This is a genomic window from Rhodococcus globerulus NBRC 14531 (assembly GCF_001894805.1).
GTDB classification, from domain to species: domain Bacteria; phylum Actinomycetota; class Actinomycetes; order Mycobacteriales; family Mycobacteriaceae; genus Rhodococcus_F; species Rhodococcus_F globerula.
In genome coordinates this window covers 536,828-555,250 of the sequence record NZ_BCWX01000003.1, presented here as the reverse complement: position 1 = coordinate 555,250, position 18,423 = coordinate 536,828, and the positions used below count along the sequence as shown (strand labels likewise).

General features: G+C 62.3%; 18 protein-coding genes and 1 pseudogene. 8 read left to right on the top strand and 11 right to left on the bottom strand.

The window, feature by feature from the left end:
- Positions 1–31: 31 nt before the first annotated feature.
- Together glpK and RG2_RS17835 are read right to left on the bottom strand one after the other, a co-directional pair.
- The gene (gene glpK, locus RG2_RS17840; RefSeq protein ID WP_033234112.1) at positions 32–1,540 is read right to left on the bottom strand and encodes a glycerol kinase GlpK; all 1,509 of its coding nucleotides are present in this window, start codon (positions 1,538–1,540) and stop codon (positions 32–34) included.
- Positions 1,541–1,603: 63 nt separating this feature from the next.
- Positions 1,604–2,434: an MIP/aquaporin family protein gene (locus RG2_RS17835; RefSeq protein ID WP_033234111.1), complete on the bottom strand. Its 831-nt coding sequence runs from the start codon at positions 2,432–2,434 to the stop codon at positions 1,604–1,606.
- A 238-nt stretch (positions 2,435–2,672) separates the two neighbouring features.
- Between RG2_RS17835 and RG2_RS32720 the strand changes: the two are divergent.
- A pseudogene (locus RG2_RS32720) lies at positions 2,673–3,119 on the top strand (sugar-binding domain-containing protein); the annotation flags it as partial.
- 4 nt (positions 3,120–3,123) lie between these two features.
- Positions 3,124–3,660 carry a sugar-binding domain-containing protein gene (locus RG2_RS32340; protein ID WP_230590121.1) on the top strand — a complete coding sequence of 179 codons (537 nt, stop codon included), beginning with the start codon at positions 3,124–3,126 and terminating at the stop codon, positions 3,658–3,660.
- On the opposite strand, the gene RG2_RS17825 is transcribed toward RG2_RS32340, so the two are convergent.
- Positions 3,595–4,398: a TetR/AcrR family transcriptional regulator gene (locus tag RG2_RS17825; RefSeq protein WP_033234110.1), complete on the bottom strand. Its 804-nt coding sequence runs from the start codon at positions 4,396–4,398 to the stop codon at positions 3,595–3,597. The two genes, RG2_RS32340 and RG2_RS17825, sit on opposite strands and share 66 nt — an antisense overlap.
- A gap of 94 nt (positions 4,399–4,492) precedes the next feature.
- Here RG2_RS17825 and RG2_RS17820 point away from each other — a divergent pair, with 94 nt between their 5' ends.
- Both RG2_RS17820 and RG2_RS17815 read left to right on the top strand, forming a co-directional pair.
- On the top strand, positions 4,493–5,446 hold the full coding sequence (locus tag RG2_RS17820) for an ATP-binding cassette domain-containing protein (protein ID WP_033234109.1): 954 nt from the start codon (positions 4,493–4,495) through the stop codon (positions 5,444–5,446).
- Positions 5,443–6,204 (top strand): ABC transporter permease, encoded by a 762-nt coding sequence (locus RG2_RS17815; protein ID WP_033234108.1) that lies wholly within the window; start codon positions 5,443–5,445, stop codon positions 6,202–6,204. Before RG2_RS17820 ends, RG2_RS17815 begins: the two co-directional genes overlap by 4 nt.
- A 55-nt stretch (positions 6,205–6,259) precedes the next feature.
- On the opposite strand, the gene RG2_RS17810 is transcribed toward RG2_RS17815, so the two are convergent.
- The 5 genes from RG2_RS17810 to pdxH form a co-directional block, all read right to left on the bottom strand.
- Positions 6,260–6,622, bottom strand: coding sequence for an FKBP-type peptidyl-prolyl cis-trans isomerase (locus tag RG2_RS17810; RefSeq protein WP_003940440.1), 363 nt, complete (start codon positions 6,620–6,622; stop codon positions 6,260–6,262).
- A gap of 37 nt (positions 6,623–6,659) precedes the next feature.
- Complete coding sequence (locus RG2_RS17805) at positions 6,660–7,958, bottom strand: citrate synthase (RefSeq protein WP_033234107.1); 1,299 nt, start codon at positions 7,956–7,958, stop codon at positions 6,660–6,662.
- 427 nt (positions 7,959–8,385) lie between these two features.
- Complete coding sequence (locus tag RG2_RS17800) at positions 8,386–9,333, bottom strand: aldose 1-epimerase family protein (RefSeq protein ID WP_033234106.1); 948 nt, start codon at positions 9,331–9,333, stop codon at positions 8,386–8,388.
- Between the two features lie 40 nt (positions 9,334–9,373).
- A complete protein-coding gene (locus RG2_RS17795) occupies positions 9,374–10,639 on the bottom strand; it encodes an MFS transporter (RefSeq protein WP_033234105.1) in 1,266 nt (421 codons plus the stop codon).
- Positions 10,636–11,349, bottom strand: coding sequence for a pyridoxamine 5'-phosphate oxidase (gene pdxH / locus RG2_RS17790; protein ID WP_033234367.1), 714 nt, complete (start codon positions 11,347–11,349; stop codon positions 10,636–10,638). The genes RG2_RS17795 and pdxH overlap by 4 nt, the downstream gene beginning before the upstream one ends.
- A gap of 245 nt (positions 11,350–11,594) precedes the next feature.
- Here pdxH and RG2_RS17785 point away from each other — a divergent pair, with 245 nt between their 5' ends.
- Positions 11,595–12,722, top strand: a complete 1,128-nt coding sequence (locus RG2_RS17785; protein WP_033234104.1) for a citrate synthase 2 — start codon at positions 11,595–11,597, stop codon at positions 12,720–12,722.
- 77 nt (positions 12,723–12,799) lie between these two features.
- Here the strand turns inward: RG2_RS17785 and RG2_RS17780 are convergent, their stop codons facing one another.
- Positions 12,800–13,777, bottom strand: a complete 978-nt coding sequence (locus RG2_RS17780; protein ID WP_033234103.1) for an iron-siderophore ABC transporter substrate-binding protein — start codon at positions 13,775–13,777, stop codon at positions 12,800–12,802.
- A gap of 192 nt (positions 13,778–13,969) precedes the next feature.
- Between RG2_RS17780 and serC the strand changes: the two genes are divergently transcribed.
- The 3 genes from serC (at position 13,970) to RG2_RS17765 (ending at position 17,345) form a co-directional block, all read left to right on the top strand.
- Positions 13,970–15,097 carry a phosphoserine transaminase gene (gene serC / locus RG2_RS17775; protein ID WP_033234102.1) on the top strand — a complete coding sequence of 376 codons (1,128 nt, stop codon included), beginning with the start codon at positions 13,970–13,972 and terminating at the stop codon, positions 15,095–15,097.
- A gap of 190 nt (positions 15,098–15,287) precedes the next feature.
- The gene (sepH, locus tag RG2_RS17770) at positions 15,288–16,262 is read left to right on the top strand and encodes a septation protein SepH (protein ID WP_033234101.1); all 975 of its coding nucleotides are present in this window, start codon (positions 15,288–15,290) and stop codon (positions 16,260–16,262) included.
- Between the two features lie 90 nt (positions 16,263–16,352).
- Positions 16,353–17,345: a DUF6928 family protein gene (locus RG2_RS17765; protein WP_072782607.1), complete on the top strand. Its 993-nt coding sequence runs from the start codon at positions 16,353–16,355 to the stop codon at positions 17,343–17,345.
- Positions 17,346–17,348: 3 nt separating this feature from the next.
- On the opposite strand, the gene RG2_RS17760 is transcribed toward RG2_RS17765, so the two are convergent.
- Positions 17,349–17,603, bottom strand: coding sequence for a DUF2537 domain-containing protein (locus RG2_RS17760; RefSeq protein WP_033234100.1), 255 nt, complete (start codon positions 17,601–17,603; stop codon positions 17,349–17,351).
- Positions 17,603–18,409 (bottom strand): TrmH family RNA methyltransferase, encoded by an 807-nt coding sequence (locus tag RG2_RS17755; protein WP_033234365.1) that lies wholly within the window; start codon positions 18,407–18,409, stop codon positions 17,603–17,605. The genes RG2_RS17760 and RG2_RS17755 overlap by 1 nt, the downstream gene beginning before the upstream one ends.
- Between the last annotated feature and the right edge of the window lie 14 nt (positions 18,410–18,423).

The following is an 18,423-nucleotide window of genomic DNA, read 5'->3' as shown; positions in this document are numbered from 1 at the left end:
TTGAAAATAGGTAGAAATTGGGGACGCAGGATCAGTCCGCGTCGACCCAGTCCAGGGTCCGTGTGACGGCCTTCTGCCAACCTGCGTACAACCGGTCACGCTCGGCCGAATCCATCGAAGGCGTCCAACTCTTGTCCTTCGCCCAGTTGCTGCGGATATCGTCCTCGCTGTCCCAGTACCCGACTGCGAGACCGGCTGCATACGCTGCGCCCAATGCCGTGGTCTCTGCAACCACCGGACGGATCACCTCGACATCGAGCAGATCGGCCTGGAACTGCATGAGCAGTTCGTTCGCGACCATTCCGCCGTCTACCTTGAGAACCTTCAGATCGACGCCCGAGTCGAGGTTCATCGCATCGATGACCTCACGGCTCTGATACGCGGTCGCTTCGAGCACCGCACGGGCAAGGTGGCCCTTGTTCACGAACCGAGTCAGGCCGACGATGGCGCCGCGGGCATCCGCACGCCAGTGGGGAGCAAAAAGACCCGAGAACGCGGGCACGAAGTACGCTCCGCCGTTGTCGTCCACCGAACGCGCATCCACCTCGATATCTGCTGCACTGCTGATCATTCCGAGGTTGTCCCGCAACCACTGAACCAGCGAACCGGTCACGGCGATCGATCCTTCCAACGCGTAGATCGTCGGTTGGTCACCGATCTTGTAGCAGACCGTCGTCAGCAATCCGTTCTTGCTCATCACCTTTTCGGTGCCGGTGTTGAGGAGCACGAAGTTGCCGGTTCCGTAGGTGTTCTTCGCTTCGCCCGGTGAGAGGCAGGCCTGACCGAAAGTCGCTGCTTGCTGATCGCCGAGAATTCCTGCAATCGGCACTCCGGACAGCGTGCCACGCTCACGAACGAATCCGAAGATCTCGGACGAGCTACGGATCTCGGGAAGCATGGATTCGGGAATACCCATGTCGGCGCAGATCGCCGAATCCCATGCGAGAGTGTCGAGATCCATCAACAGAGTGCGCGACGCGTTGGTGGGGTCGGTGGCGTGCACTCCGCCTTCGACACCACCGGTCATGTTCCACAGCACCCAGGTGTCCATCGTGCCGAAGCACAACTCGCCTGCTTCGGCCTTCTCGCGAGCACCCTCGACATTGTCGAGTATCCATTTGACCTTCGGACCCGAGAAGTACGTTGCGAGCGGCAATCCAGTGACCGTCGTGTACTTTTTGGGTCCGTCATCGCCGGCAAGAGCCGTGCAGATCCGATCGGTACGCGTGTCCTGCCAGACGATTGCGTTGTAGACGGGTTTTCCGGTCGCGCGTTCCCACACCACCGCCGTCTCTCGCTGATTGGTGATTCCGACGGATGCGATATCGGCCGCGGTCAGGTCCGCATTGGCCAACGCGCCCGCGGTGACGTTGCGGACGTTGTCCCAGATCTCGATCGGATCGTGCTCGACCCACCCTGCCTGCGGAAAGATCTGTGTGTGCTCGTGCTGTTCGACGGCAACCACGTGCCCACTGTGATCGAAGATCATGCAACGTGTGGAGGTGGTCCCCTGGTCTATCGCGGCTACGAACTGCGCCATCGTGCTACCCCTTTGGTATCGAGAGAAAGTGCGAGAGATTTACTCAGAGATGTTGATTCGCGATCACGCCGGTATCGACGCCGGCTCCTCGGTCGCTTCCTCCGCCGAGTCGTCGTCAGGGAGGAATCGTCCAACCAGCTTGTCGTAGAGGAACACTCCGATCGGAGCGCCGATCAGAGGTCCCACGATGGGCACCCAGAAATACAAGCTCCCGTACTGATCCCGCCACGCACTTCCGTAGCCGGTGAGATACGACGCCAGTCGCGGGCCGAAGTCGCGCGCCGGGTTGATGGCGTACCCCGCGTTGGTCGCCCAGGCGAATCCGATTCCCACAACGATCAATCCGACGACAAACGGCGCGAGATTCGCAAGCGGCGGAGTTCCCCGAGAATCGGTGACTGCAACGATGAGGAACAACAGGATGGCGGTGCCGATGATCTGATCGATCAGCGCCGAGCCGAGACTGACCGGGAGCGTTCCGTTTCCAGGCATGGTCGAGAAGATCGTCTGAGTGGCGGTCGTGTGTCCGGGATCGATGGCATTGAGCATGTCGTTGTAATTCCACCGGACGATCAACGCGGCGACGAAGGCTCCAGCGGTCTGCGCCAGGGTGTACGGCAGCACCTTGCGCCAGGAGAATCCCCGGAAGATCGCGAAGGCGAACGTGACGGCAGGGTTCAGATGAGCACCCGTCACCCGGCCGGCGACATAGATTCCGAACATGACACCCAGGCCCCAGGCCCACGCGATGCTGTCATGCCCACCGAGCCCTCCGCCGCTCCCGCCGGACACCACCTGCGCCACAACTCCGACGCCGAACAAGATCAAGATCATCGTTCCTGCGAACTCGGCTGCCAACTCGCCGGGGAGCCCTAATCGCTTGGCTTTCTCCATCCCACCCTCACTCAATTGTGATGCATGTCATAGTTTGGATTGCTGCATCCGTAGCCTAAGGCCATTTGCACATTCATGCATAGCCAGTGCACATACGTGCAAACCGGGCATTTCCGCACCGTAATGCGGGTAACAGATACGTTTCAGGGAATTGTCGCGCTGGAGTGCGGCGGCCAGGTGCTACTCCGATAAGATTCGGTTCAGCGCTCGTGCACGAACGTGCAGACAGGACAATGCCATGGAATCCCCGACCTCCGACTTCCCGACCTCCGACCCCGCGGACCCTCGCATCTCCGACGCCGTCCAGGCCGCGCGCCTCTACTACTTCCAAGATCAGACGATGGCCGCCATCGGCCGCGACATGGGTGTATCCAGATCCACGGTCTCGCGACTGATCACCTATGCGCGCACGTCCGGACTCGTCGAGATCAAGATCAGCACCCCACACGGCCAAGCACCCCGCATCGAGCGTGAGTTCTCGGAGCGATACGGGGTACGTGCCCACGTGGTGACAGTCCCGGAACTGGTGGGAGATCTCGAGCGCCTCGAGAAGGTCGCGACTTTTGCCGGCAGGCTACTGGCGTCGTTCTTCGACAGCGACATGGTGATGGGGATCGCCTGGGGAACCACCCTCAGCGAGGTCAGCAAGCACCTCGCCCCCCCAAACGCACCTACACAACTCGTACGTAGTGCAACTCAACGGCGCCGCAAACACTCGCACCACGGGAATCTCGTATGCCAGCGACATCATCAGAACTATCGCCGACGCCTATGGCGCTCTCCCCCAAGGATTTCCGGTCCCCGCTTTTTTCGACTACCCGGAAACCCGGGAGCAGTTGTGGCGCGAACGCAGCATCAAGCGAGTACTGGACATGCAAAAGCGCATGGACCTGGCGGTCTTCAGCATCGGAGTTCCCGGCGGCAACGTGCCGAGTCACGTCTACACCGCCGGATACCTCGAACCCGATGAAGCAGAAGCGCTTCGACGCGACGGCGTGGTCGGCGACATTGCAACCGTCTTCTTCCGGTCCGACGGGAGCTACCGCGGAATCGAACTCAACGAGCGCGCGAGTGGTCCGCGTCTCGACCTTTTCGAGAAAGTCGCCAGACGCGTGTGCATTGTCGCCGGAACGGCAAAGTTGCCCGCGCTGGAAGGCGCACTACGAGGTGGGCTGATCACCGACCTGATCATCGACGACGTCAGTGCCATCGCGCTGGTGTCCTGACCGCTGCACCAGCTTCTCGATTCCGTCGAGCAGAAGGCCAAGCGAGAAACTGAAATCGAAAGCATCGTTACCGGCTGCGTCGCCCTCCGGACTGCCGTCCTCGAAGCCGCCCTCCTCGATTGCAGCGCTGAGGTAGGGAAAGTCCTCACGATTGATGACCCGAGCGATGAGGGCGCCATAAGCGACGTCGTCGTCGGCAGACTGCGCCGAGCGCGAAGCCAGGTCAGCCGAGAAACGAGCGCGGCCGATGACGAACAACGACACATTGGTCACCACCTGGAACTTCGACGCGGCACTCAGGGCGACACCGTCGAGAGCGCCAAGACCCGCGTCGAGCCACGCCATGTTGTTGGGCCCGGTCGGCGGGGCGGTGATGGGCAACTTGAGCCACCACGGCCGACTCAGCATCGTCGCATACTCGTGGGTCGCCCACACTTCAAGCTTGGCGCGCCAGGACACTCCGTCGGGAATTACCGGCGGTGGGCCGATCACTCGATCCGAAATCAGTTCGATCAGTTCGTCTTTGCTCGCTACGTAGCGATAGAGCGACATGGTCGTGAATCCGAGAGACTTGGCCACCCGGCCCATCGACAGCGCAGTGACACCTTCAGCGTCGGCAAGCTCTATCGCGGTGTCGAGAATCTGCTCGAGACTGAGCCCCTTCTTGGGACCTCGCGTTCCGGGCCGATCCAGTCCCCAGGCCAATTCGACCGCCCTCGGTAGCGCGCCGCCATCCATACCGCTCCCACTCTTTGCTCTTGCCCTCATCCTAGAACTGTGTACGCTATAAACGCGAGTTTATGTCATACACAGTTCTCACTTGGAGGTCTCGATGTCAGGAAGAATCCCCGCAATCTCGGTCCGCGGACTTCGCAAGCGCTACGGAGATCAACAGGTTCTGGGCGGACTCGACCTGTCGGTCCCGGCCGGATCGGTGTACGCGCTCCTCGGTGCGAACGGCGCCGGAAAGACAACGGCCGTAAGAATTCTCACCACCCTCATTCCATTCGACGCCGGCGAGGTCACTGTGGCCGGTCATTCGCTTCCCGGCGATCCACAGAACGTTCGCCGACGCATCAGCGTCACCGGGCAGTACGCGGCCGTCGACACACTGTTGACCGGCTCCGAGAACCTGACCCTCCTGGGCGAGCTGAATCACCTGGGCCGGAAGAACTCCCGTCGCCGTGCCGAGGAATTGCTCGACCAGTTCGATTTGACGGACTTCGGCGACAAACGCGCCGGCGACTACTCGGGCGGCATGCTCAGACGACTCGACATCGCAATGAGCCTCGTCGCCCAACCGGACGTCGTCTTTCTCGACGAACCCACCACCGGCCTGGACCCGCGAAGCCGCCACGAAATGTGGTCGATAGTTCGTGGTCTCACGGCTTCAGGTGTCACGATCTTCCTCACCACCCAATACCTCGACGAGGCAGACGAATTGGCCCATACAGTCGGTGTGCTGAGCGGCGGTCGCCTCGTCGCCGAGGGAACACCGGACGAACTCAAACGTCTGGTTCCGGGCGGCCATGTCGCACTGCAATTCGAGAACCTCGCTCAACTCGATCTCGCCGCGGCGTCACTTCCGCAAGCACATTCGAATGCCGAGATTCTGACCCTGCACATCCCTTCCGACGGGACGGTGCCGTCGATCAAAGCCATCCTCGACTCGATTGACGACCCGTCGATCACCGTCGAGAAGTTCTCCGTTCACACTCCGGATCTGGACGACGTGTTCTTCGCACTCACCGGATCGGGCCAACCCGAGATTGCGAGCGTTCGATGACCTCCACTATTGCAATCGATTCCTCGGTGATGCTTCGCCGAAATCTCAAACACGTTCTCCGCAGCCCTGATTCGATGATCACCGCGATAGCCCTGCCGGTCATGCTCATGCTGCTGTTCGTCTACGTCTTCGGCGGCGCTATCAATACCGGCACCGAGTACATCGACTATGTCGTGCCAGGCATCATTCTGCTGTGTGCCGGTTTCGGTGCCTCCACCACCGCCGTCAGCGTCTCGAGCGACATGAAGGACGGGATCATCGACCGTTTCCGGACGCTGGCAATCTCTCCGTCGTCCGTCCTGACCGGGCACGTACTGGCCAGCGTCGTCCGCAACGTCCTGACGACGGCGATCGTGATCGTCGTCGCTCTGATCATGGGATTTCGGCCCACCGGCGATCCGTTGCGCTGGCTCGGCGTCGCCGCCGTGATCGTCGCCTTCGTATTCGCCATGTCGTACCTCTCGACGGCATTGGGACTCTTGGCTCAGAACCCGGAGGCAGCAAGCGGATTCACCTTCGCCATCATGTTCCTGCCTTACGTCAGCACCGCCTTCGTGCCGGCCGAGACCATGCCGTCGTGGCTGCAGGGGTTCGCCCGTCACCAGCCGGTCACCCCGATCATCGAGACGGTGCGCGGACTCCTGATGGGCACGCCGATCGGGAACAGTGCCGTGATCGCGCTCGCGTGGTGTCTGGGCATCGCCGCCGTGGGATTTGTGTGGTCGAACTGGCTTTACCGACGAAAGACGGCGCACTGACCACACAAGAAAGCCCCACACCTGACGGTGCGGGGCTCTCCTGCTGCACAGTGAATTACTTGGCGTCCAGCAGATCGATCACGAAGACCAAGGTCTTGCCGGAAAGCTGGTGTCCTGCACCGGCGGGGCCGTATGCCAGCTCCGGCGGAATGGTGAGCTGGCGACGTCCGCCGACCTTCATGCCCGGGATGCCGTCCTGCCAACCCTTGATCAGGCCACGAAGCGGGAACTGAATGGACTCACCACGGCTCCAGGAAGAGTCGAACTCTTCACCGGACTCGAACTCGACACCGACGTAGTGAACGTCGACGGTGCCACCGGGAACGGCTTCGGCGCCTTCTCCGACAACCAGGTCCTTGATGACCAGATCGGTCGGCGCGGGGCCTTCCTGGAACTCGATTACGGGCTTGCTACTCATAGGTCCTCCTCGTTGAGGCGAAAATTGTGGGCAGGGGCTAGCGGGTGGTTATATCCCGATAGTCACGCTCGGTGTAGCCGGTGTAGATCTGGCGCGGGCGGCCGATCTTCGTAGCCGGATCCTCGTGCATTTCACGCCAGTGCGCAATCCAGCCGGGCAGACGGCCCATGGCGAAGAGCACGGTGAACATGCGGGGCGGGAAGCCCATCGCGCGGTAGATCAGACCCGTGTAGAAGTCGACGTTCGGGTACAGCTTGCGCTCGATGAAGTAGTCGTCCGTGAGGGCGGCCTCTTCGAGCTGCATGGCGATATTGAGCAGTTCGTCGTCGCCGCCGAGCTTGCCGAGGATGTTGTGCGCGGTCTCGCGGACCAGCGCGGCGCGCGGGTCGTAGTTGCGGTAGACGCGGTGCCCGAAGCCCATGAGCTTCACGCCGTCTTCCTTATTCTTGACCTTGCGGACGAACTCGGCTGCGGTGCTGCCGTTTGCCTTGATGTCGTCGAGCATCTCGAGCACGGCCTGGTTGGCGCCGCCGTGCAGCGGGCCCCACAGTGCGTTGATGCCGGCGGACACCGAGGTGAAGAGGTTCGCGTCGGAAGAGCCGACCATGCGCACGGTGGACGTGGAGCAGTTCTGCTCGTGGTCTGCGTGCAGGATGAGCAGCATGTCGAGTGCCTTGGCGATCTCGGGATCACCCTGGTACGGCTCGGCCGGGAAACCGAACGTCATGCGCATGAAGTTCTCGACCAGGTTCAGCGAGTTGTCCGGGTACAGGAACGGCTGTCCGACGGACTTCTTGTATGCGTAGGCCGCGATGGTCGGCAGCTTCGCGAGAAGGCGAATGGTGGAGAGTTCCACCTGTTCCGGATCCTCGGGATCCAGGGAATCCTGGTAGTACGCAGAGAGCGCGTTGACTGCGGAGGAAAGAACCGGCATCGGGTGTGCGTTGCGCGGGAATCCGTCGAAGAACCGCTTGAGGTCTTCGTGCAGAAGAGTGTGGCGACGGATGCGGTCCGTGAAGGACTCGAGCTGTGCATCGGTCGGGAGCTCACCGTAGATCAGCAGGTAGCTGACTTCGATGAAGGTGGACTTACCTGCCAACTGCTCGATGGGGTATCCGCGGTAGCGCAGGATTCCCTTCTCGCCGTCGATGTAGGTAATTGCGGAACTGGTGGATGCGGTGTTCACAAAGCCGGGGTCGAGGGTGGTGTACCCCGTATCGGCCAGCAGCTTTCCCAGTTCGATGCCGTCATTGCCCTCGGTTGCCCTGGCAATGGACATCGTGTGCTCACCACCGGGGTAAGTAAGCGTGGGCTTTGTGTCATTGTCAGCGGGCACGAAGGATCCCTCTCAAGCTCAAACCAACGAGTAACTACATACGATCAACTAGAAACTAGTCGCACCGAACACAACGCGCCCAGGGAGGGTCGCTCCACGGGGGTTTTGCACGTCGATCAGTGTCAGACATATACCCCGAAACTGCAACAGGTTTCAGAGTACCGAAGTACTGTGCTCCAGCTCGCATTTCAGGATTCGCACATGGCGTTGATCTGGACTTTCCTTCTCGCGCAACGCCTCACAGATCCAGCCCCACCGCGCAAAATGTGCCGCCGAATCGAACGGTGTTCGGCAAATCGCGACTATCGAGACTTCGCAGCCGTTTGTTACAGCCTCCCACTATCTGGGATGCGGATCACAGTGCCCAGCGCTCGATCCCAAGATCACAGAACCCGATCCTCCGGATCGAATTGCACGATCCTCCGGATCAAATTGCACGAATCCCCCACAGGCCGGACCACGTTTCGCCCGGGCCGAGAATCAACATGTCGATTCCCGAGTTGAACGCGTCCGGTGGGCATGTCATCGGTTCGAGCGCCAGAGCACGACCGCGGTCGGGATAGCCCTTACCGTTTGCGGGATCCGCGATGAAGGCCTGAATCCACGGAAACTCGCGCGTCGTCCACAGAGCGGTCCCGGTCCCGTCCGGCGCAAGCAATTCGTGCTGTGTGCGACCACTACCGTCCACCACGTCCAATGCACTGAACGGCGTGTCCAGCTGCACACCTTCGAGTGGGCGCGGGGTTCGGAAATCGAAATCCGTGCCCTCGACGGCCTGCGAATACGCGTTCGGCAGCATCCGCTCCGGATCGATCGGCAATCGTGTTCCCGCTGCCAGGTGCAGTGAGCACTCGTCGAGTGGGACATCACCGACGCGGATGAACGGGTGCGTGCCAAGTCCGAAGGGCGACGGAGTGGCGCCCTTGTTGGTCGCGGTGTGGGTGACCGTCAATCCTGTTTCGTCCACTGCGTAGACGATCGACAGCGCAAGCGGATACGGCCAGCCCTTGTGCAGGCCGACGTCCACCGACAGTTCGACGCGATCGAAGGTGTGATCGACGAGGCTCCAATTGCGACGACGCACAAACCCGTGACTGGCGTTGTTCAGGGCCGGTTCGGTGATCTCGAGTTGATGCTCGATACCGTCGAACATGAAGTGCCCGTCCCGAATCCGATTGGGCCATGGCGCCAGGACCAAACCGGCCGACAGCGGCGGCTTCGATCCGAGTTCCCAGGTTTCGGTGAGCGCACGTTTGCCGGACGGCCCCTCGTGATCAAGCAATCGCAAACCTGCTCCGGCTGCCGCGATTTCGGCGCGATAACCCCCACCACGGATCTCGAAGCCGCCCTTGCCCGTGCTGTGCGGTTGCGTCATGGAATCAGTTTCCCCCACAAACCGCCCACATACTAGGACGTCAGACGGCGCGTCCCACCCGGTAAGCGACGAATGTCGGGAACATGATCGCCGACACGACAACGCCGATTACCACCAAAACGCCACCGCCGGCCGCCGCCACCCCCGTTCCGAACAGGAAGGCAGCAGCGCCGTGCACCACGTCGCCGATACGCGGACCGCCCGCGACAACCACGATGAAGACGCCCTGGAGTCGACCACGCATGTCGTCCGTCGCGACCTGCTGGAGCATCGTGCTGCGGAACGCCGCTGAAATCATGTCGACGGCGCCACCGACCGCGAGGAACGCGACCGCCACCCAGAGCAGAAGCACGCTGGATCCGGGACTGGCGTAGTACACGGCCACACCGAAACCGACCATCGACAGTCCCCACAACGCGATGCAGATCAAGACAGCACGCCCCTGGTACTCCACCCGCGGTAGCCAGCCCGAGAACACGCCGCCCAGAACGGCTCCCGCCGACATCGCGGCGAACAACAGTCCGAGGGCAAAGCCACCGGTGACGGGATCACCGAACGATTCGTGCGCGATTTCCGGGAACAGTGCCCGCGACATCCCGAACACCATCGCGATGATGTCGACCACAAACGACGCGAGCAGCACCTTCTGCGTGGCCAGATAGGCAAAGCCGCCAAGGACCTCGCTCAGACCGGCCCGTCGCGACGTGCCTGTCGGCGGAATCGCCGGCAACTTCCACACCGCCCACAGTGTGGCGAGCAGGAAGATCGAGTCGAGCAGGTACAGCAATTGCAGCCCAGCAGTCGGAATGAGCACTCCGGCAAGCATCGGACCAGCGATCGCGCCGAACTGCACAACCGTCATGTTCAGTGAGTTCGCAGCAGGCAGCTGCCTACCCGGTATCAACCTCGGAATGATCGCCGCGCGTGTCGGCTGATTGACCGCAAAAAACGCTTGCTGCACGGAGAACAGCACCAGCACCAGCCACACGTTGTTCACACCGAGCGCCGCCTGGATCCACAGCAGAACCGACGTGACGCCGAGTCCGATCGACGTGATCATCAGCAGCCGTCGCCGATCCATCACGTCGGCGAGGGCACCGCCCCACAACCCGAAAACGATCAACGGGACGAGACCGAAGATTCCGGTCAGACCGACATAGGCCGAACTGCGCGTGATCTCGTACACCTGTTGCGGAACAGCCACAACACTGAGCTGGGCGCCGATAACGGTGACGATGCCGGCGGTCCACAGGCGGCGGTAGTCGAGATTTTCGAGCGGAGTCGTGTCCGCGAGAACGCGCCTCACGGTTGGAGACGAACTGCGGACCACTGACCGTCGACGACGGTGGTGCGGACCCGATTGTGCATACGGTTGGCGCGGCCCTGCCAGAACTCGACGGACTCCGGCCGGATCAGAATCCCGCCCCAGTGCGGCGGCACGGGAATCTCGCCGTCGATGCCGAAGCGTGCGGCCACCTCACGCAGTTGTTCGTCCAAGACGGCGCGTGATTCGACGGGCTGCGACTGATGGGACGCCCACGCTCCGAGCTGCGATCCTCGCGGACGGGTTCGCCAATACTCCTGTGTCACTTGCGGACTCACATGCTCGACTGCACCTCGAACAGTGACCTGGCGGGCCAGGGTCAGCCAGGTGAAATTGGCCGACGCATACGGATGGGCGTCGAGTTGCCTGGCCTTGTCCGAACCGTAATTGGTGAAGAAGAGGACCCCCTCATCGGAGAGCCCCTTGCACAACACGGTCCGCGACGCGGGGTGACCGTCCTCGCCGAGAGTCGAGAGCGTCATCGCATTCGGTTCCGGCGCATCCGCCTCGACGGCATCCAACAGCCACTGACGCATCAGTGGCAACCAACCGTCGGCAACCTGACTTACGTCCAACTCGACGCGCATCCGATCGTGCACGGCCTCCGATTCACTGCCTGGTTGCGGGTACCCCACACGCATCGCAGCGAGTTCACTGTTCACCACCACCGGGTCCTGACGTTCCTTCGACACAGCCCAGAACGCTACTCCCGGGTACCAACCGGCCACCGACTACTCGGGACGCGCTAAAGTTTGCCGTGGCTAGACCCGATCCGAACCGCGAGCCGCACCAGCGACAGCAGCCGAATCGGGACCAGACGATTGCGCAGTACGAAACACGGTGCGTGCTCATCCCTGCGAGCACCGAGGCGCAGTCACGGAAGCTGAGGCAGTGCGACTGAAGACCTGGCGCACTCGAACGAGGAGAGTCCACGAGAATGGCAGCGAGCGCAGCAATACCGGACGATTTTGTGAGCGGACTCGAAGGCGTCGTAGCCTTCACCAGCGACATCGCCGAACCTGACAAGGACGGCGGCGCACTGCGTTACCGCGGCGTCGACATCGAAGACCTGGTCGGCCAGAAGGTGACCTTCGGCAACGTCTGGGCACTGCTCGTCGACGGCCGTTTCGGCCCCGGCCTGCCGCCGGCCGAGCCGTTCCCCCTCCCCATCCACACCGGCGACGTCCGCGTCGACGTCCAGGCCGGACTTGCGATGCTGGCCCCCATCTGGGGTTACGAGCCGCTCCTCGACATCGACGACGACACCGCTCGCGATCAGCTCGCCCGCGCGTCCGTCATGGCCCTGTCTTACGTCGCGCAGTCCGCTCGCGGCATCTACCAGCCGGCAGTTCCGCAGAAGCGCATCGACGAGGCCAAGACCGTCACCGAACGCTTCATGGTCCGCTGGAAGGGTGAGCCCGATCCGGCACACGTCGAGGCAATCGACGCGTACTGGGTTTCGGCAGCCGAGCACGGCATGAATGCGTCCACCTTTACGGCCCGCGTCATCGCCTCCACCGGCGCCGACGTCGCTGCATCGCTCTCCGGCGCCATCGGCGCGATGTCCGGCCCGCTGCACGGCGGCGCACCGGCTCGCGTGCTCCCGATGATCGAAGAGACCGAGAAGACCGGCGACGCCCGCGCACTGGTCAAGGGAATCCTCGACCGCAAGGAAAAGCTGATGGGCTTCGGGCACCGCGTCTACCGTGCCGAAGATCCCCGCGCCCGCGTGCTCCGTGCAACCGCGAAGCGCCTCAACGCTCCCCGCTACGAAGCTGCCGCAGCTCTCGAGCAGGCAGCGCTGGCAGAACTGCGTGAGCGTCGTCCCGATCGCGCGATCGAGACCAACGTCGAGTTCTGGGCCGCCGTCATCCTCGACTTCGCCGAGGTTCCCGCGCACATGATGCCTGCCATGTTCACGTGTGGCCGCACCGCTGGTTGGTGTGCGCACATCCTCGAGCAGAAGCGCCTCGGCAAACTGGTTCGCCCGGCAGCCATCTACACCGGCCCGGCACCACGTACTCCCGAGTCCGTCGAGGGCTGGGATCAGATCAGCCACTCGTAAATTTCTCCGCAGCACAATCAACCGGCCGGGTACCTCTCACGAGGTACCCGGCCGGTTGATTCATGTCGTCAGCGACGTCAGGAAACGCGTTCGGCGATAAGTGGAACCAATTGCTCGAGCGCAAACGGTATGGACAGCACCGAATTCGTCGAAAATGCATCGGAGATATCCGAGTCACTGTCCAGGACTATGAAACGTCCGTCCTTCACGGCCGGAATCTGCTGAAACAGAGCGTTGTTCGTCACGTCCGTGGTCGGCATGTAGATCGGCAACGCAACAACGAAGTCGGCGTCGAGCATGTCCAAGTTCTCCTCCGACACCGGGATGAAGAAGTTCTCGGTTGGCACGGCTTGAACTCGAGGATTGTTCACGAACCCGAGCTCGGTCATGAAATCGACTCGCGAGTCGCCGGTCACGTAGGCGCCCCAACCTTCGGATGTGTAGGCGATGACCGTGACTGTCTTTCCTGCGAACTCCGGATGTGCCGCCTTCGCTTCTGCGTATTGCGCGTCGATCTGGGCGAGCAGATCTTCACCTTTCTCGGGCACACCGAGCGCGGTCGCGACCGATGTGACCTGGTCGTCGAGTGATGTGAGGTAGGCGTCACTTCCGGCCGGCATACCGACTGTCGGCGCGATCTTCGCCAGTGGGTCGTTCCGGCTCTTGTCCCCGGAGCTCTTCGTGTCGAGGATCAGGTCAGGAGCCAGAGCCGCGAGCGCCTCGAAAGACGGTTCCATGGTTCCGATCAGCTCTGGTGAGTCCTTGTACAGCCCCTGTGCCCAGGGTCCGACGCCGTCGCCGCCGAATGCGAGCCAATCGCTGGCACCCACCGGCTGAGCGCCGAGCGCTAGTGCCGTCTCGGCGTCGCCCCAACCGAGCGCCACCACGCGTTCAGGCTGGGATTCGATGGTTACCGCACCGAATTCGGTGTCGATCGTCACCGGGAACGCACCGCCGTCTGCGCCGGATTCGCCAGTGGAATCGGTCGTGTTCGAGGCACACGAAGTCAGAACAATCGCGGTGACGAACAGCAAGGCTATGGAGCGAATTTTCATGAGCGTCCTCGAGTTGTCGAATCGACTGTGGTGGCGATAGTAACCGAGCCGCAACACTGGTGGTGGGGTCTCATTTTGCGGACCCACGACGCGTTTCGACACTCGTCGCAGCACCTCGACCGTCCACTACGACACCGCAGCCGTCTAAACTAACCCGGCAAAGGTTCCTCGACGTTTAGGACGCACTGACCAATGGCTGACGCTACCGCCCCGATCATCCCCGCCGATCTCAAGCCCGCTGACGGACGCTTCGGCTGCGGTCCTTCCAAGGTTCGCCCCGAGCAGCTGCAGTCCCTGGTCGACGTGGGCGCTTCGGTCTTCGGCACCAGCCACCGGCAGAAGCCGGTCAAGAACGTTGTCGCCAGCGTTCGTTCCGGTCTCGCCGACCTGTTCTCCCTCCCCGAGGGATACGAGGTTGTCCTCGGCAACGGCGGAACCACCGCGTTCTGGGATGCCGCTGCATTCGGCCTCATCCGCGAGAAGTCGCTGCACCTGACCAACGGCGAATTCAGCTCCAAGTTCGCTTCGGTCGCCAAGGCCAACCCGTTCATCGGTGACCCGATCGTCGTCTCCGCTGATCCGGGCAGCGCACCGGCACCGGTCTCCGACCCGTCTGTCGACCTCATCGGCTGGGCACACAACGAGACCTCGACCGGTGTTGCGATCCCCGTCTCCCGCCCCGCCGGTTCGGAGAACGCCCTGATCGCCATCGACGCCACCTCGGGCGCCGGCGGACTGCCCGTCAACGTCGCCGATTCGGACATCTACTACTTCGCTCCGCAGAAGTGCTTTGCATCGGACGGTGGGCTGTGGATCGCACTGATGAGCCCGGCCGCCCTCGAGCGTGTCGCAGAGATCAAGGATTCGGGACGCTGGACCCCCGACTTCCTGTCGCTGCCCATCGCCGTGGACAACAGCTCCAAGGATCAGACGTACAACACTCCGGCACTGGCAACCCTGTTGCTCTTCGCCAACCAGATCGAGTGGATGAACAGCAACGGAGGCCTCGACTGGGCCACCGCACGCACCGCCGACTCGTCCTCGCGCCTGTACAACTGGGCCGAGGCCAGCGAGTTCGCAACGCCGTTCGTCGCTGATCCGGCACACCGCTCGCAGGTTGTCGGCACCATCGACTTCAACGACGACGTCGACGCAGCCGAGGTTGCAAAGATCCTGCGCGCCAACGGAATTGTCGACACCGAGCCGTACCGCAAGCTCGGCCGCAACCAGTTGCGCGTCGGCATGTTCCCGGCCATCGACCCCGAAGATGTCACCGCTCTCACCAAGAGCATCGACTGGGTCGTCTCGCAGCTCGGCTGAGCCACGCCTGTAGTTCTCGTATCACGCCGCCGGCCTCGACTCCATCCGCGAGTCGAGGCCGGCGGCGTGATTGCGTTGATATCCGTACGCGAGGGGTCTGCCGGGAGTGTCCTGCCGGGCTGGTCATCACAAATGAATTACAGTTGACTGCGGCGCAAAGTCGCGAGCCGGCGCGATAAGGGAGGTCAATGTGCGAGAGCTTCGAGTGATCGGACTTGAACCCGATGGATCGCACGTGGTGTGCGCCGACGCCGAAACCGGCCAAAAATTTCGACTCCCTGCCGACGACAAACTGCGCGCAGCGTGCCGGGGTGATGTAGCTCGACTCGGCCAGATCGAGATCGAAAACGAAAGCCAGCTCCGCCCCCGCGAAATCCAGGCCCGTATCCGATCCGGCGCTTCCGTCCAACAGGTCGCCAAGGAAGCCGGCATCCCGGTCAGCAAGGTCGAGCGCTACGCATACCCCGTCCTTCTCGAACGCTCCCGAGCAGCAGAAATGGCGCAGGGTGGGCACCCGATCCGTGACAACGGACCCACCGTGCCGACGCTCGCAGAAATCGTGACTCACGCATTCCGTGCCCGCGGCCACACCATCGACGACGCCACGTGGGATGCCTGGCGCGACGAGGACAATCACTGGGTTGCACAGCTGCAATGGCAGGCCGGGCGCAGCACCAACGCCGCACATTGGCGCTATCAGCCGGACGCGCACGGTGGAACCATCGTCGCGCTCGACGACACTGCATTCGACTTGATCGATCCGGATTTCGGCCGCCCATTGCGCGGTCTGGCACCGGTGGTCTACGAGCGACCCGAACTGTCACGGATCGATAACAACTTCGAACCAGACGAAGAAGTCAACCCTGAAGCCGAGACTCACGACGCCGTCACGGTTGTCACCGAAATACCCCCCGTCGCGGAAATCCCGGCTCGGGTAGACACTCCGGCTCGCGTCGAGATTCCGGCTCGCGTGGAGGCTCCGACGGTCGAGGCAGAGGTCGAAGCCGAGCCCGAGCCTCAGATAGAAGAAGAAACCCCGGAACCTGCCGAAGACGTCACGCCCAAGGCAGCGCCGCAACAATCGTCGACCAAGGACAAGCGCGGAAAGCCCGCGCTTCCGTCATGGGACGACGTTCTCCTCGGTGTGCGTAGCAGCGGCCGCTGACGCTCCCGCCCGGAGCGGACCGGAGGCAAGATTACCGGCCGATTCGTCGTATTCTTCTAAGCAGCGAGGGTTCAGGAGAGAGGGCGATCGGTGGCTGCACGTGTATCAACAATTTGGTTTGTCGACAACAATGACGTTCGCGCTGAACTGAGTTTGTACCCGCAGCCCGACCAGGCCGCGGCACTCGCGATCGCGCAGCGACTACACCCCGGCAAAGAGTTCGAGTCTCTCGGCCCACACCCGCTGTCGATCGCTGCGACCGTACAACCCGGCTATCTCTTCATCGGCACCTACGAGAACATCAGCGTCGTCGCCAGCGCAGAGTTGAGCGCGTGCCTTCCGTCGGAACTTCCTGAGTCCTGGCTACTTTCGCCGCACGCGCCGCTCACCTTCCTGGTCAGCTCGTCACCCGACCGCGCGCAAGGGTCCTTTGCCATCTGGGAAAACGGCCAGCTGCGACGCTCGTTCAGCGCACTCCCGATCGACATCGTCGAGAACATCGGCATCCCACAGACTTGGGAGTTGCCCTACTGGTCGGGCAAGCACCCCTTGCGTTATCCCCCAGGCATTTTGCCCGATCCGCAAGCACTGCCGTTCCACCCCCAGCAGTTCGCCGAGGCCGCCAACGCGGAGTGGCTGGGATTCCGATACACGGGTGCGCCGCACGAGGGCGATCTCGACAAGACTCAAATCCTGTTGTGGGGATTCAAGATTCACCAGAAGTCGGAAGCCCCGAAGGCGACGGTGCCGACAACCGAGCAGCCTGAGCAGGCTGAGCAGGCGCAGCAGGCAAAGCCCAAGCCTCCAGCACCAGAGCCAGTTGAGATCCCACAATCAGCTCCGACACCCGTTCCGCCGGCAAAACCGGTTGCTGTTGCGCCCGAACCAGATCCACCGATAACAGAACCGAAGGCAAGGGAACCGAAGCCCCCGACACCCGTCGCAGCTGAGCCCCCTCAACCTGATTTCACCGACGCGCCGGAAGTCCCCCGGGCTCAAATTCCTGAGGCTCCAACTGCTGAGGCTCCAACTCCCGAGCCGAAGAAGCGAAGCCGACTGGCCCGATACTTCGGCTTCCACTGAGATTCAGGCGATCGCGGCTATCCACCCCAACGGAATACCCGCTACCGCACCGTAAACCACCCATCGCCAGATGGGGACGGCCCGCCACCGCCACACGGTGGGAGCCAGGCCCGCCACTGCGATGACGTTGACCGCAACGGCAAGAAACACGTTGACGTGTGCCAGGCCCTGGCTGAACGCGCCTACCGCGGCAGTGGACAGCATTGCGGCAAAAATCGATACCGCGACACCGGTAAACCAGGGAGTTCCGGTCGGCATTACTGCCGGGTCCTGACTCGTTCATAGAAGGCCATTGCGGCGGCGGTGGCGACGTTGAGTGAATCCGTACCCGGCGCCATGGGGATTTTGGCGCGAATATCCGTCGCACGCATGGCATGTTCGGTCAGGCCAGGACCTTCGGCGCCGAGCAACAGGGCTACCTTGTCTCCGGTCATCGCTTCGGCCAGCGTCACGGCCTCCGGATTGGGCGTGAGCGAGATGAGCTGAAAACCGTTGCTGCGCAGCTCTTCCAGGTCGTACGGCCACTTCTCGACATGGGCAAACGGAACTCGCAGTACGTGCCCCATGGACACTCGGACCGAGCGGCGGTACAGCGGATCGGCACAGCCCTTTCCGAAAAGTACGGCGTCGACTCCGAGCCCCGCGGCGTTGCGAAACATCGAGCCGAGGTTTTCGTGATCGTTGACGCCTTCGAGAATGGCAATTGTTCGGGCGTCCTGCAGGATTTCCGAGACAGCCAGCGGCGTCGGCCTGGCAGCCGCGGCAAGCACTCCACGATTGAGATGGAATCCGACCACTTCTGCCATCACCTCCGCACTGGTTCGATAGAAGGGAACATCAACACCGTCGAGGTCCTCGGCAAGTTCCTGCAGTCGGCGATCGACTCCGAGGAGACTGATCGGCTCGAAACGCGAGGTCAGCAGTCGCTGGGTGACAAATACCCCCTCCGCGATGACCAAACCCTTTCCTTCGGGGAGGTCGGGTCGGCGATCGGAGGAGTTGAGATCGCGAAAGTCATCCAACCGGGAATCGGCTGGATCTGAGATATCGATGACGTGAACCACGGCTTCTATGGTGC

Bases quoted from the DNA above. Each gene is read 5' to 3' on its own strand.
- glpK (WP_033234112.1), bottom strand. From the start codon at position 1,540: ATGGCGCAGTTCGTAGCCGCGATAGACCAGGGGACCACCTCCACACGT.
- RG2_RS17835 (WP_033234111.1), bottom strand. From the start codon at position 2,434: ATGGAGAAAGCCAAGCGATTAGGGCTCCCCGGCGAGTTGGCAGCCGAG.
- RG2_RS17825 (WP_033234110.1), bottom strand. From the start codon at position 4,398: ATGGATGGCGGCGCGCTACCGAGGGCGGTCGAATTGGCCTGGGGACTG.
- RG2_RS17820 (WP_033234109.1), top strand. From the start codon at position 4,493: ATGTCAGGAAGAATCCCCGCAATCTCGGTCCGCGGACTTCGCAAGCGC.
- RG2_RS17815 (WP_033234108.1), top strand. From the start codon at position 5,443: ATGACCTCCACTATTGCAATCGATTCCTCGGTGATGCTTCGCCGAAAT.
- RG2_RS17810 (WP_003940440.1), bottom strand. From the start codon at position 6,622: ATGAGTAGCAAGCCCGTAATCGAGTTCCAGGAAGGCCCCGCGCCGACC.
- RG2_RS17800 (WP_033234106.1), bottom strand. From the start codon at position 9,333: ATGACGCAACCGCACAGCACGGGCAAGGGCGGCTTCGAGATCCGTGGT.
- RG2_RS17785 (WP_033234104.1), top strand. From the start codon at position 11,595: ATGGCAGCGAGCGCAGCAATACCGGACGATTTTGTGAGCGGACTCGAA.
- RG2_RS17780 (WP_033234103.1), bottom strand. From the start codon at position 13,777: ATGAAAATTCGCTCCATAGCCTTGCTGTTCGTCACCGCGATTGTTCTG.
- serC (WP_033234102.1), top strand. From the start codon at position 13,970: ATGGCTGACGCTACCGCCCCGATCATCCCCGCCGATCTCAAGCCCGCT.
- RG2_RS17760 (WP_033234100.1), bottom strand. From the start codon at position 17,603: ATGCCGACCGGAACTCCCTGGTTTACCGGTGTCGCGGTATCGATTTTT.